Genomic DNA, 12,591 nt, shown 5'->3' with positions numbered 1-12,591 from the left:
GTCATGTCCGTGGTCATGCGCAGATGCTGCGGCAGGGGCGACCGGCCGGGCAACTCGTTTTCCACGGCGCAGCTTCGACCGGGGCTTCGGGAAAGGCATCGTCGGCCGGCCCACTCCATCGGCTCTCCGGCATATCGGTCCCTTGACCCGCACCCTGGGCGAAGCCTAGGTTTCCGCTGGGAGAAAGCGCTTGCTATCCAGTCGGCGCCCCGCTCACCGTGGAGGTGTTTGTCACGCCCAGCCAGGCTTCCCCCAGCAGGCCGATCCGGGTCGCGATCGTCGGCACCGGCGCGATCGCACGCGTCAGCCATCTGCCTGCCCTGCGTGCGCTGGCCGCCGAACAGCCCCTGGAGATCGTCGCGGCGGTGGATGTCGACGCCGCCTCCGCGGCGACGTTCTGCGCCGAAGCGGGCGCCGGCCGCCCGTACACGGAACTGGACCGCATGCTCGCCGAGGAGCGCCCGGATCTCGTCACGCTCGGCACCCCGCCCCGCTTCCACCGCGACCAGACCATCGCCGCGCTGAGGGCCGGGGCGTGGGTCTGGTGCGAGAAGCCCCCCTGCCCCTCGCTGGAGGACTTCGACGCCATCGAGGAGGCGGAGGACCCGCGCAGGGGCGGCCCGTACGCCGCGATCGTGTTCCAGCACCGGTTCGGCTCCGGCTCGGACCACGTGCGGACGCTTTTGGCCGAACAGGCGATGGGGCGGCCGCTGGTCGCTCACTGCCAGACCACCTGGTACCGGGACGCGGCGTACTACGCCGCGCCCTGGCGGGGGCGGTGGAGCACGGAGGGCGGCGGTCCGGCGATGGGCCACGGCATCCATCAGATGGATCTGCTGCTCGACCTGCTGGGACCGTGGTCGGAGATCCGTGCGATGGCGGGACGGCTGGTGCACGACGTGGAGACGGAGGACGTCTCCACCGCGCTCGTCCGTTTCGAGAACGGCACCATGGCCACGATCGTCAACAGCGTCCTCAGCCCGGACGAGGTGAGCCGGATCCGCATCGACTGCGAGCGGGCCACGGTCGAGCTGACCCACTTGTACGGCCATCGCAACGCCGACTGGCGGATCACCCCGGCTCCCGGGGTCCCGGCCGAACACGTCGCCGCCTGGCGGGACTTCGGCGCCGACGTGCCCAGCTCCCACGAGGCCCAGCTGCGCGGGCTGCTGCGCGACCTGCGGGCCGGGCGCCGGCCGCGCAGCAGCGGCGCCGACGGGCGCACCAGCCTGGAACTGGTCGCCGCCCTGTACAAGGCGGCCTTCACCGGGAACACCGTCCGGGCCGGCGAGATCGGTCCCGGCGACCCGTACTACAGCGCCCTGCACGGCAACGCCCCGGGCTGGGCGCCCGAGCCGGCCGAGGCGTCCGCGTGACCGGCCGGCTGGAACTCGTCCACCGGCACGGCGATCACATCGCCGTGTCCGTGGCGGAGACCGGGGTGGAACTCCTGCGGTACGTGTACCGGCCCGAGGCGGCCTGGGAGTCGCCAAAACCGTACATCCACCCGCTGCGCACCCTCTCGGACCGGGTGGTGACCGGCTACCGGCCCCACGACCACCGCTGGCACAAGGGGCTGCAGCTGACCGCCTCCCATCTGTCGGGGCAGAACCTGTGGGGCGGCAACACCTACGTGCCGGGCGAGGGCTATCAGCCGCTGCCCGAGCGGGTGGGCTCCATGGCGCACCGCGGGTTCGACGAGGTGTCGGTCCGGGACGGCGGGGCCAGGCTCGTCGAGCGGCTGAGCTGGCATCCGTACAGCGGTGACCTGTGGGCCGACGAGGTGCGCGAGGTCGAGGTGCGGGACGTCGATCCGGCGTCCGGCAGCTGGGTCCTCACCTGGTCGTCGGCCGTCACCAACCGCCGCGGCGAACCTCTCCGGTTCGGCAGTCCGACCACGCACGGGAGGGAGGGCGCGGGCTATACGGGGCTGTTCTGGCGCGGCCCGCGCGCCTTCCGCGACGGCCGGATCCTCACGCCGGACGGCGAGGGCCCCGGGGTGATGGGCCGGCAGGCGCCCTGGCTGGCGTACAGCGGTGAGCACGACGCGGCGGACGGACACGCGACGCTCGTCTTCGTCCACGCACCGGAGAACGACCACACGGGTGCGGGCGGCGCGCACCCCGCGCACTGGTTCGTCCGCAACGACCCCTTCGCCGCGGTCGCCCCGTCCTTCGCCTTCCATGACGAACTCGTCCTGGCGCCGGGGGCCACGCTGGCCCGGCGCTACCGGGTGGTCGTCGCCGACGGGGCGTGGGAGCGCGAGCGGATCGAGGCCCGCCTCGCAGAACTGACCTGGTGAGCCGGTGCGCTGGCGCCCCGTCCGGGGCAGCGGCCGGCTGCCGGCAGCCCCGGGGGTCAGTCGTCGGGGAGGAGACCGCGGGAGCGCAGATAGGTGCGGGCCACGTCCGCGGGGAGCCGGCGCCAGCTGTCCACCTGTTCGTTCAGGCGAGCCAGGTCCTTGGTCGTCAGCACGGTGTTCAGCTTTCCCAGCGCCTTGCGGACGCCTTCGCTGCCGGCCCGGGAGCGGTTGGCGACGGGGACGAGGTAGTCGGCGTTCTGGAGGTGCTTGTCGTCGGCGAGCAGGACGAGGCCGAAGTCGTCCAGGGTGGCGTCGGTGGTGGTGGTCAGCACCATCTGGTCGCGGCCGCTCTGGACGGCCTGCTTGGCCTGGGTGGTGCCGACGCCCTTGGGGTCGACGGCGGTGATGTCGATGCCGTACGTCTTCTTCAGCCCGGGGGCGCAGTAGGGGCGCTGGACGCATTCGTCGCCCGCGGCCAGACGGACCGGGAGCCCCGACCGCCCCAGGTCGCTCAGTGACTTGAGGCGGTGTTCCGTCGCATAGGCGGAGCCGACCGCGAAGGCGTTCTGGTCGACGGCCCGGCCGGCGTCGAGGACGGTGAGGCCGCGGGGGGCTGCCAGGGTGCGCAGGGCCTTCATCGTGCTGGCCAGGTCGGGCGAGCCGACGGGAGTGGCGTCGGCGCCGTTCTCCTTGGCGTTGAGCCAGTCGGCGAAGGTGGCCGCGTACTCGGGGACGACGTCGATCTGACCGCTCTCGAGCGCGGGTTCGTAGATCTCCCGGTTGGTGACGGAGATGATCTTCGTGGAGTATCCGGCCCTGCCGAGCAGCAGCGCGTACATCTGGGCGAGCAGATCGCTCTCGGTGAATCCCGCCGAACCGATGGTGAGGTGCTTGCTGTCGCCGGGCGGGGCGGTGACCTCGCCCTGGTTCTCCAGCGCGGGGCCGGTGGTGCAGGCGGAGACCGGTGCGAGGAGCGCGAGGAGGGCCGCCGTGACCGCGTGCCGGGCCCTCATCCGGAGTTCCCGCCGCGGGCCCGGTCGGGGGCCAGGCGCTGCGCCAGCTCGAAGACGCCTTCCACGATGAGCGCGAACACCGCGACCAGCACGGCCCCGGCGACCACCTGGGCGGTGGAGGCGAGGTTGAAGCCGGCGGTGATGATCCGGCCCAGTCCCCCGCCGCCGGCCAGTGCCGCGATCGTGGCGGTGGCGACGAGCTGGACCGCCGCGATCCGGACGCCGGTCAGGATGAGGGGGAGGGCGAGCGGGACCTCCACCCGGGTCAGCATCTGCCGGCCCGTCATGCCCATGCCGCGTGCCGCCCGTACGACGTCCTGGTCGACCTCCCGCATGCCGACGTAGGCGTTGGTGAGCAGCGGCGGGACGGCGAACAGGACGAGTGCGACGACGGTCGGCCCCTCCCCGAACCGCCCGACCGGGGTGAGTAGCAGCAGGACGAGGACGGCGAAGGTGGGGACGGCCCGGCCGATGTTGGAGATGTTGACGGCCAGGGCGCCGCCCCTGCCGAGGTGGCCGAGGACCAGAGCCACGGGCAGGGCGATGAGGCAGCTGATCAGCAGGCAGACGACGGTGAGGACGAGGTGCTGGGCGAGCCGGGTCCAGATGCCGTCCTCGCCGTACCAGTGCGCCGAGGTGGTGAGCCAGGTCCAGGCGTCGAAGAGGGTGTTCACGACTGCCTCCGGGGCCAGGGGGTGAGCAGGCGCTGGGCGAGGAGGAGGAGCAGGTCGGCGGCGACGGCGATGACGACGCACAGGACGGAGGCGGTGAGCACCTGGGCCTTGAAGTAGGTGTTCATGCCGGAGTAGATGAGGTTGCCGAGGCCGCCGTAGCCGACGATCGCGCCGATGGTGACGAGGGAGACGGCGGAGACGGTCGCGATGCGCAGCCCGGCCATCGCGGCCGGCAGCGCGAGCGGCAGTTCGACGGCGAGGAGCAGCCGTACGGGCCCGTAGCCCATGCCGCGCGCCGCCTGCCGGGTCTCCTCGGGTACCGCCCGCAGCCCGGCCAGGATGTTCCGTACGAGCAGGGTGAGCGAGTACAGGACGAGGCCTGCCACGACGAGCGAGGCGGAGAGTCCGTAGACGGGGAGCAGCAGGGAGAACATCGCGAGCGAGGGGACGGTGTAGAGGATGGTCGTCACTCCCAGCACCGGACCTGCGGCCCAGCCCCACCGGCGGGCGGCGAGGGCGAGCGGCAGTGCGATGACCAGCCCGATGAGCACGGAGACCACGGTCAGCTGGAGGTGCTGCACCACGGCGTCCCAGAGAATGTGCCGCCTGCTGCTCAGATAGGCGCCGCAGATCCACTCGTTGCGCGCGAGGCAGTCGTCGGGAGGCGCGGTCACCTGCCCATTGCAGCGTGCGGCGGGGCGGGGGCGCGCGTCCTGATCGGCTGTTCGAGGGGCGCGCCCCCGCACTCCCGCCCGGCGGTCAGCGCGCCGCCGCGCCGTTCAGGATCCCGGCCAGTTCGTCCGGGCGGGAGTACATGGGCCAGTGCCCCGTCTCCATCGTGATCAGCTCCCACCGCTCCCCGGTCAGCAACGCGGCCACGTCGCCGGTCGGTTCGGGACCGTCGAGAAGGCACTTGACGTACGTCGCCGGAAGCTTGCCCAGTGAACCGCTCACGACGGCCGGGTCGCGCAGCGCGGCTCCCGGGTGCGGTGTGCAGGCGCTCACGATCCGTGCGGTCTGCTCGTCGCTGAGGCCCTGTCCCTCGAAATCGGCCGCGGCCGGCGGAGCCCACCATCCGCCGTTCCCCGTGAGCTCGGCCTCCAGCGCGGCCGGGCCCTGCCACCAGGCGGAGACGAAGGACTCGCCGTCGGCCGGGACGACGGCGTCCACGAAGACGACCCGGGCCAGCCGGTCGCCGATACGCTCGGCGGCCTGCCCCACGGGAATGCCCGAGTAGCTGTGTCCCACGAGAACGACGTCGCGCAGGCCGAGGCGGTCGACCTCGCCGACGATGTCGGCCACATGGGTCTGCCGGCCCACCGGTTCGTCCCGCTTCTCACCGACGCCGGACAAGGTCACCGGGTGCACGCCATGCCCCGCCGCCCGCAAGCCCGGCACCACGGCGTCCCAGGCCGAGGCTCCCAGCCAGGCGCCCGCCACCAACACGAAATCAGTCATGGAAAGAGCCTAACCGGCAGGTGTGACAACGGCCTTGGGCCGACGGCCGGAAGCCGGGTGCCCGTAGCCGGTGACAGCCGGGCATCACTACGTCTACTCTCTTTCACACCTATTCAATAAATTGACTATGGAGCTCGGGATGCATCCTTTCCGCAAGGCCGTCGAGGCGCACGACCTCGGCGCGGTCGAGGCGCTGCTGGCCGAGGACGTCGTCCTCACCAGCCCCGTGGCGTTCAAGCCCTACGCCGGCAAACCCCTCACCGCCGCGATCCTGCGCGCGGTGGACGAGATCTTCACGGACTTCCGCTATGTCCGCGAGATGGCGAGCGACGACGGCCGCGATCACGCGCTCGTCTTCGAGGCGAAGGTGGGCGACCGGGAGATCACCGGCTGCGACTTCCTTCACACGAACGAGGCGGGCGAGATCGACGGACTGACGGTCATGGTCCGGCCCCTCTCGGCCGCGCAGGCGCTGGCCGCCGCCATGGGCGCCCGGTTCGGGCAGATCACCCGTGAAGCCTCGGCGGCGGGCTGAGCACAGGGGCCGTCAAGGCCCGGCGGGCCGGGGCGGTTCACGGTTCATCCGCAGACCTCGCCGTTGATACGATCACCGCCTATGGACACCAGCGCCGGGATCAGTATGGTCGACGTTCCACCCGGGCAGGTGACCCTCACAGACCGTCGTACGCAGCACAGCTGGACGGTGGACCTCGCCCCGTACCGGCTCGCGGCCTTCCCGGTCACCCAGGCCCAGTACAGCCGAGTGACCGGCGAACGGCCGAGCTCCGCGCACGGCGGACTCCTGCCCGTCGAAGGGGTGTCCTGGCTGGACGCCGTCGGCTTCTGCAACGCCCTGTCCGTGCGCGAGGGACTGACCCCCGTCTACCGCCTCCACGCCGATGCCGCGCGGGTCGAGTGGGACACGGCGGCCGACGGGTACCGGCTGCCGGCCGAGGCCGAGTGGGAACACGCGTGCCGGGCCGGCACGACCGAGGCACGGTACGGGCCGCTCGACGACATCGCCTGGCATCGCGGGAACTCGGACGAGCGCCCGCACGACGTGGGCGGCAGACAGCCCAACTCCTGGGGCTTGTACGACACGTTGGGGAACGTGTGGGAGTGGTGCTGGGACGTCTACGACGCCGAGGTGTACGGCACTTACCGGGTGCTGCGGGGCGGTGGATGGTTCGACGAGCGCTGGAGCTGCCGGGCCTCGGTGCGCCGCCGCAGCCACCCGACGTTCCGGATCGACGACACGGGGTTCCGGGTGGCACGCTCCGGCGCGCGGTGAGCCGGTGGCCGGGGGCGCGGTGCGTCAGCCCGCGGAGGGCCGCATCGACCGTGCCGCGGCGATGAGTTCTGCGGTGAAGGGGTGGCGCGGCGCGTTCAGCACGTCGCCGGCCGGCCCGGCCTCGACGATCTCGCCGTGTTCCAGCACCGCGACACGATCGGCGAGGGCCGCCGTGGTCAGGTCGTGGGTGATCAGGACGAGGGCCGCAGCCGCCCCCGACCGGAGCAGCCGCGCGAGCAGGCCGAGGAGGGAGCGCCGGGCGAACGTGTCGAGGCCCGAGGTGATCTCGTCGCAGACCAGGACCCGGGGGCGTGCGAGGAGGGCGCGGGCCAGTGCGGCGCGCTGGAGTTCGCCTCCGGACAGCCCCTCGGGGACGCGCAGCGCCCGCTCGGCCGGGAGGTCCAGCGTGCCCAGGACGCCCAGTGCCTCGGCTCTCGCCGCGGCCCGGCCCAGGCCGCGCAGCCGTACGGCCGTCCGCGCGATCTGATCGAGTACGGGGCGGTGGGCGTCGAACGCCGCCCGGGCGTCCTGGAAGACGTACTGGACAGCGGCCAGTTGCTCCCGGTCGCGGTCCCGCAGGCTGCGCGGCAGCGGCAGGCCGTCCAGGAGTACCTCTCCGTCGTGGTCGTAGTGCAGGCCGCTCAGGCAGCGGGCCAGCGTCGTCTTGCCGCTTCCCGAGCGGCCGACGACGGCGAGGCTCTCACCGGCGCGCAGGCTGAGGGCCGCGTCGTGGAGCACCGCGGTCCGGCCGTGCCGTGCGGTGAGGGACCGGACGTCCAGGACGGTGGCGGCGCGTGTGTCGGTCCGGGCCGCCTCCCCGCGCATGTCCCCCGGCTCCGCCAGGAGTTCACGGGTCCACGCATGACCGGGGGCACCCAGGACCTGCTCCGCCGGCCCCGCCTCGACGGCCTTTCCGTCGCGCAGGACGACCACGTCGTCGGCGAGCGCGCGGACGACGTCGAGGTCGTGGCTGAGCAGGACCACCGCGACGCCCTGCCGGGCGACGGCCGCCAGCCGCTCCACGACGCGTCGTTTCGTCAGGGCGTCCTGCCCGGTGGTGGGCTCGTCCGCCACGACGGCGCGGGCGCCGAGCAGCAGCGCCTGGGCGAGGACCACGCGTTGCCGCTGGCCGCCGGAGAGCTGGTGGGGGTAGCGGTGCAGCAGGGCTCCGTCCCACGGCAGCTGGGCACGGGCGAGGGCCTCGCGTACCCGCTCCCGGGCCGCCGCCCTGCGCCGGGTCCGGGGAAGGTGGGCCACCTGGCGCCGGGCGATGTCGCCGAGCAGGGCGCCGGTCCTGCGGACGGGGTTGAGCACGGTGGCCGGGTGCTGCGGCACGTACCCCATCAGGCCCTCCGCCACCCGCACCTCGCCCGTCACGCGCGCGCCGGGCGGGTACTCCCCCAGCAGCGCGCGCCCGGTGGTGGTCTTGCCGCTTCCGGAGGCTCCGACCAGGGCCAGGATCCGCCCCGGCAGCACGCGCAGGCCGACACCGTCGACGATCGCCCGCCCGCCGGCCTCCACGCGGAGCCCCTCGACGACGGCCACCGGTTCCGCCCCGGTGTCCGTGCCGGGTCGTACTGCTGTGTTCACGGCTTCCTCTCCTTGCTGCCGGGGCGATCGAGTGCGGCGTCGACGAGCAGGTTGCCGCCCAGGGTGAGCGCGACGGTCAGCAGGGCCGGCACGACCACCGCCCACGGCTGGACGAACAGCCCGGTGCGGTTGCGGTCCACCATCACGGCCCAGTCGGCCGCGTCCGGCGCGACGCCGACGCCGAGGAACGCCGCCGTGGCCACGAGGTACAGGGCCCCCGTCAGGCGTACGCCCGCGTCGGCGGCGAGTGTCCGGACGACCGACCGGCCGACGTAGCCGAAGGCCATCCGCGCCCAGCTCTCGCCCTGCATGCGCAGCGCCTCGACCGCCGGGCGCGAGGCGGCTTCCGCCCCGGCGGCGCGGACGATCCGGGCCGCGTCCGGGATGTTGACGAGCGCCACCAGCAGGGCGAGGCCCGCGGGGCCCGGTGCGAGGACGGCGGCCACCAGCAGGATCAGCAGAAGCGACGGAACGGACAGGAGCACGTCCAGCGGGCGCATGAACAGTTCCTCCACCCAACCGCGCCGCGTCAGGGCGCAGACGAAGCCGGCCGGCAGGGCCACCGCATAGGCGAGGAGCGTCGAGGCGAGCGCCACGAGAACCACCGAACGCCCGCCCAGCAGCACCTGTCTGCGGACGTCCCGGCCGATGAAGTCCGTACCGAGCCAGTGCCCGTCACCGGTGGTGAACGACGTGCCGCGCGGCCCGGCGTCCGGGGCGAACAACGGCCCGGCCAGGGCGAGTACGAGCGGAACGCCGACGACGAGCAGACCGGGGAGGAAGCGCCTCACTCGTGTCGGGGCACGCCGTGGCCGCCCGACGACGAGTGTCTTCAGCCCGCGCCGGGAGCGGGCGAGCGCGAGCGCCATCACGCCGCCACGCCCCTGCGCGGGGCGAGGCGGTGAGTGACCAGGTCCGCCCCGAGATTGAGCAGGACGGTGGCGAGGCCGAAGACCACCGCGAGGCCCTGCACGACCGGGACGTCGCGTTCCGCGACGGCGTTCATGAGGACCGTGCCGAGGCCCGGGATCACGAACAGCGCCTCCACGACGACCACCCCGCAGAGCAGCCAGTCGACCGTGCGGGCCAGTTGCTGAGCGGCCGGGGCGATCGCGTTGGGCAGGGCGTGCGCGTAACGGACCCGGGTCCCCGGCACCCCGCAGCGGAGCGCCTGGGAGACGTAGGGCGAGGCGAGCGCCTCGGTCATCCCGGCCCTGATCAGCCGGGCCAGCGAGCACACCGGTCGCGCCAGCAGTACCAGGACGGGAAGGACCAGGGCGGCCGGATGGGCGAGCAGATCGGTGCCGTATCCGACGGCGGTCGGCGGCAGCCAGCCGAGCCGGAGCGCGAACACCGAGACCAGCAGCACCCCCAGGGCGAACTCCGGTACGGCGTACAGGCTCAGCGTCACCGCGCTGACGATCCGGTCGGCCGGGCGTCCCTCGTGCCGGGCGGCGAGCACGCCGAGACCGACGGCTGCGGGGACCAGCAGCAGGACCGTCGGGACGGCGAGCAGCAGGGTGGGTCCGAAGCCGTCCGCGAGGTAGGAGCTGACGGGCCGTCCCGAGGTCAGTGACACCCCGAGGTCGCCGTGGAGCAGCCCGGCCGACCAGTCCAGCAGACGCTCGAGGGGCGGCCGGTCCAGGTGCAGGGCGGCTCGCACGGCCTCGATCCGGCCCGGGTCCGGCTGGTCGCCGGCGAGGACCACGGCGGCATCGCCGGGCAGTGCCTCGGTGAGCGCGAAGACGAGCACCACCACGGCGGCGGTCTGCGCCCCGCCGAGCAGCAGCCGCCGAGCAGCCCACGGGAGGGATCCGCTCACGCCAGCCACACCTTGTCGAAGCGGGCCCAGTCGAGGGTGTTGGCGGGCGCCTGCCGCGCGATGCCCCGGACGCGGCGGGCGGTGCCGAGTATCCAGTCGGCGAAGCCCCAGATCAGGAAGGGCCCTTCGGAGTGGAGGCGGCGCTGCATGCGGGCGTAGACGGCGGCGCGCTGCTGCGGGTCCCGCGTGGACTGGGCCTGTTGGTAGAGGGCGTCGAAGTCCCGGTGGCGCCACTTGGTGGCGTTGGTGGTCGAACCGGTCAGCAGGCGCTGGGAGAGGTGCGATTCGATGGGCATGGCGCCGGAGCGGTAGCAGCACAGGGTTCCGGAGTCGAGGATGTCCTTCCAGTAGGTGTCCTTGCTGCCGGTCCTCACCTCCACGGTGATGCCGGCGCGGGCGGCCTGGTCGCGGAAGACGGCGGCGGCTTCGGTGAATCCGGCGGCGACGGGTGAGGTGTCGAGCGTGATCCGCAGGTCCTCGGCGCCGGCCTGCTTCAGCAGACCGCGGGCCCTGCCGAGGTCCTGTTCGCGCTGGGGCAGGCCGTCCTCGTAGTACTCGTATCCCTTGCCGAACAGGTCGTTGCCGATCTCTCCGGCACCGGACAGGGCTCCCCGGACGAGTTCCTCCCGGTCGGCGACGAGCATCAGGGCCTGGCGGACGCGTCGGTCGTCGAAGGGCGGCCGGTCGGTCTTCATGGCGAAGGACTGCATCGCGCTGTTGCGCAGCCGTACGATCCGGATCCGGCCGCCGTCCTCGTGTGCGCGGGCGGTCGCCGGGTTCAGCTCGTGGGCGTACTCGACCTGGCCGCCGAGCAGCGCGTTGACGCGTGCGGACTCCTCGTTGGCGACGACGAACTCCAGCTCGTCCAGGTGCGGGGCGCCGTCCCAGTAGTCGTCGTTGCGGCGCAGGACGGTGGAGCGGCCCGGGGCGAAGGACACCAGACGGAACGGTCCGCTGCCGATCGGCCGGTGGTCGAAGTCGCCGTCGCGGGCGGACGCGGGGACGATGTACGCGCCGAACGCCGCCATCACGTTGGGGAACTCGGCCGTCGGCCGCTTGAGGACGAACTCGACGGTCCGCTCGTCGAGGGCCCGGCTGGCCGCCAGGTCGATCGGCTCCAGGGATGCCTTGGCGCGGAAGGCGCGCGTGGGGTCGGCGATGCGCCGGTAGCTGTGCAGCACGTCCTCGGCGGTCACGGGCCGTCCGTCGTGGAACACCGCTTCCCGCAGGGAGACCTTCCACCGGTCGAGGCCGCTGCCGGGTTCCCAGGACGAGGCGAGGCGGGGCCGGGCGGCGAGGTCGCTGCCGTAGTCGGCCAGCTTGTCGTAGAGGGCCTTGGCGCGGGCGGCGTCGGCGAAGAGGTTGCTCAGGTGCGGGTCGAGGGTCTCGCTCGCCCCGCCCCCGGCGAAGGCGGCCCGGAGCCGGCCGCCCCGCTTCGGCCTGCCGTCGCCCTCGGCGTCGTCGGGGGCGGTGTCGGAGGTGTCCGCGCAGCCGGTCAGCGCGAGGGCGCCGAGACCGGCGGCCCCGGAGACGGCCAGGAATCCGCGGCGTCGCAGGCCGGGGAAGGGCGTCGCTGTGGTGGGGCGGTGATCGCTGTGCATGCAGGTGTCCTTGATCCGGTGGGAGCGTGCGGGGCTGAGGGCCGGTCAGCCCTTGATGAGCCGGGCGATCACATGGAGCCGGTCGGCGTCCGTAGCTCCGGAGGGCAGATCGCCCTCGCGCCAGGGCGGTTCCGTGCGTGGCCCGGGCCCGTCGTGGAGCGCGAGGACCTCGAAGCCGTGGGCGGTGAGGGCGTGGCGGAGTTCTTCGGGGCGCAACAGGCGCCACGCCGAGCGCTGTTCGACCGGGGGTGTTCCGTCGTCGGTGGTCCAGGTGCGGCTGCGGTGCAGCAGGCGGGCGGCCGGGTCCACCCGCAGCCGGGTGACGGAGCGGTGGGCGATGCCGCGATGGGTGAAGGTGTGGACGGAGGGGGGCGTGGGAAGCGGGGCGCGGCGGAGGAAGTACGCGCCGTTGCGCATCTCCGCGACGAGCAGGCCTCCGGATGCCAGACAGCGCCGGCAGGAGGCGAGGAAGCTGTCGAGTTCCGCGTCGGTCCGGCAGTACAGCAGGGCGCTGTCGAGGCACACGACGGCGTCGAATCGAGGCGCCCCCAGGTCGAACTCCCGCAGATCGGCGCGGAGGTACTCCGGGCCGGGGTGCTCCCGCCGGGCGTGGGCGAGCATCGCGAGGGAGAGGTCGGCACCGGTCACGGTGCGCCCCGTCGCATGGAGGTACGCGGCGTCGCGGCCGGTGCCGCAGCCGATGTCCAGCACGCGGGGCCCTGCCCCGTACCGCCTGAGCGAGTCCTCGGTCCAGCGTCCGGCGAGGTTCACGGGGTCGGGGAAGCGGGCCTCGTACAGCGCCGCGTTGTCGGTGAGCAGGTTGGCGTCGTCCACGGGGCT

At 73.2% G+C, this 12,591-nt stretch carries 13 protein-coding genes; 4 read left to right on the top strand and 9 right to left on the bottom strand.

Annotated elements, in window-relative coordinates; translation table 11 throughout:
• Nucleotides 1-224: 224 nt before the first annotated feature.
• Together E6R60_RS08475 and E6R60_RS08470 are read left to right on the top strand one after the other, a co-directional pair.
• Nucleotides 225-1,376, top strand: a complete 1,152-nt coding sequence (locus E6R60_RS08475; protein WP_136325812.1) for a Gfo/Idh/MocA family oxidoreductase — start codon at nt 225-227, stop codon at nt 1,374-1,376.
• Entirely contained in the window at nt 1,373-2,302 is a 930-nt protein-coding gene (locus tag E6R60_RS08470; protein WP_136325811.1) for a PmoA family protein, read from the top strand. The genes E6R60_RS08475 and E6R60_RS08470 overlap by 4 nt, the downstream gene beginning before the upstream one ends.
• A 56-nt stretch (nt 2,303-2,358) precedes the next feature.
• Here E6R60_RS08470 and E6R60_RS08465 read toward each other — a convergent pair whose 3' ends face one another.
• From E6R60_RS08465 to E6R60_RS08450, 4 genes are all read right to left on the bottom strand, one after another.
• Nucleotides 2,359-3,315 carry an ABC transporter substrate-binding protein gene (locus E6R60_RS08465; protein ID WP_136325810.1) on the bottom strand — a complete coding sequence of 319 codons (957 nt, stop codon included), beginning with the start codon at nt 3,313-3,315 and terminating at the stop codon, nt 2,359-2,361.
• Entirely contained in the window at nt 3,312-3,989 is a 678-nt protein-coding gene (locus E6R60_RS08460) for an ABC transporter permease (RefSeq protein WP_136325809.1), read from the bottom strand. The genes E6R60_RS08465 and E6R60_RS08460 overlap by 4 nt, the downstream gene beginning before the upstream one ends.
• Nucleotides 3,986-4,663, bottom strand: coding sequence for an ABC transporter permease (locus E6R60_RS08455; RefSeq protein ID WP_136325808.1), 678 nt, complete (start codon nt 4,661-4,663; stop codon nt 3,986-3,988). Before E6R60_RS08455 ends, E6R60_RS08460 begins: the two co-directional genes overlap by 4 nt.
• Nucleotides 4,664-4,748: 85 nt before the next feature.
• The gene (locus E6R60_RS08450) at nt 4,749-5,447 is read right to left on the bottom strand and encodes an alpha/beta hydrolase (RefSeq protein WP_136325807.1); all 699 of its coding nucleotides are present in this window, start codon (nt 5,445-5,447) and stop codon (nt 4,749-4,751) included.
• A 139-nt stretch (nt 5,448-5,586) separates the two neighbouring features.
• Here E6R60_RS08450 and E6R60_RS08445 point away from each other — a divergent pair, with 139 nt between their 5' ends.
• Nucleotides 5,587-5,982, top strand: a complete 396-nt coding sequence (locus tag E6R60_RS08445; RefSeq protein ID WP_136325806.1) for a nuclear transport factor 2 family protein — start codon at nt 5,587-5,589, stop codon at nt 5,980-5,982.
• A gap of 81 nt (nt 5,983-6,063) precedes the next feature.
• Complete coding sequence (locus E6R60_RS08440; protein WP_136325805.1) at nt 6,064-6,738, top strand: formylglycine-generating enzyme family protein; 675 nt, start codon at nt 6,064-6,066, stop codon at nt 6,736-6,738.
• 24 nt (nt 6,739-6,762) lie between these two features.
• Here the strand turns inward: E6R60_RS08440 and E6R60_RS08435 are convergent, their stop codons facing one another.
• Genes E6R60_RS08435 through E6R60_RS08415 form a run of 5 tightly spaced genes read right to left on the bottom strand, consistent with a single transcriptional unit; the run spans nt 6,763 to nt 12,585 of the window.
• A complete protein-coding gene (locus E6R60_RS08435) occupies nt 6,763-8,328 on the bottom strand; it encodes an ATP-binding cassette domain-containing protein (RefSeq protein ID WP_206309349.1) in 1,566 nt (521 codons plus the stop codon).
• Nucleotides 8,325-9,197: an ABC transporter permease subunit gene (locus E6R60_RS08430; RefSeq protein WP_206309348.1), complete on the bottom strand. Its 873-nt coding sequence runs from the start codon at nt 9,195-9,197 to the stop codon at nt 8,325-8,327. Before E6R60_RS08430 ends, E6R60_RS08435 begins: the two co-directional genes overlap by 4 nt.
• Complete coding sequence (locus E6R60_RS08425; protein ID WP_136325804.1) at nt 9,197-10,150, bottom strand: ABC transporter permease; 954 nt, start codon at nt 10,148-10,150, stop codon at nt 9,197-9,199. Before E6R60_RS08425 ends, E6R60_RS08430 begins: the two co-directional genes overlap by 1 nt.
• Entirely contained in the window at nt 10,147-11,751 is a 1,605-nt protein-coding gene (locus E6R60_RS08420) for an ABC transporter substrate-binding protein (protein ID WP_136325803.1), read from the bottom strand. The genes E6R60_RS08425 and E6R60_RS08420 overlap by 4 nt, the downstream gene beginning before the upstream one ends.
• 45 nt (nt 11,752-11,796) lie before the next feature.
• A complete protein-coding gene (locus tag E6R60_RS08415; RefSeq protein ID WP_136325802.1) occupies nt 11,797-12,585 on the bottom strand; it encodes a class I SAM-dependent methyltransferase in 789 nt (262 codons plus the stop codon).
• Between the last annotated feature and the right edge of the window lie 6 nt (nt 12,586-12,591).

The sequence above is a fragment of the Streptomyces sp. A0642 genome, from assembly GCF_004795105.1.
Taxonomy (GTDB): domain Bacteria; phylum Actinomycetota; class Actinomycetes; order Streptomycetales; family Streptomycetaceae; genus Streptomyces.
The sequence above is the reverse complement of the archived record's forward strand: the minus strand, read 5'-3'. Positions and strand labels throughout refer to the sequence as shown.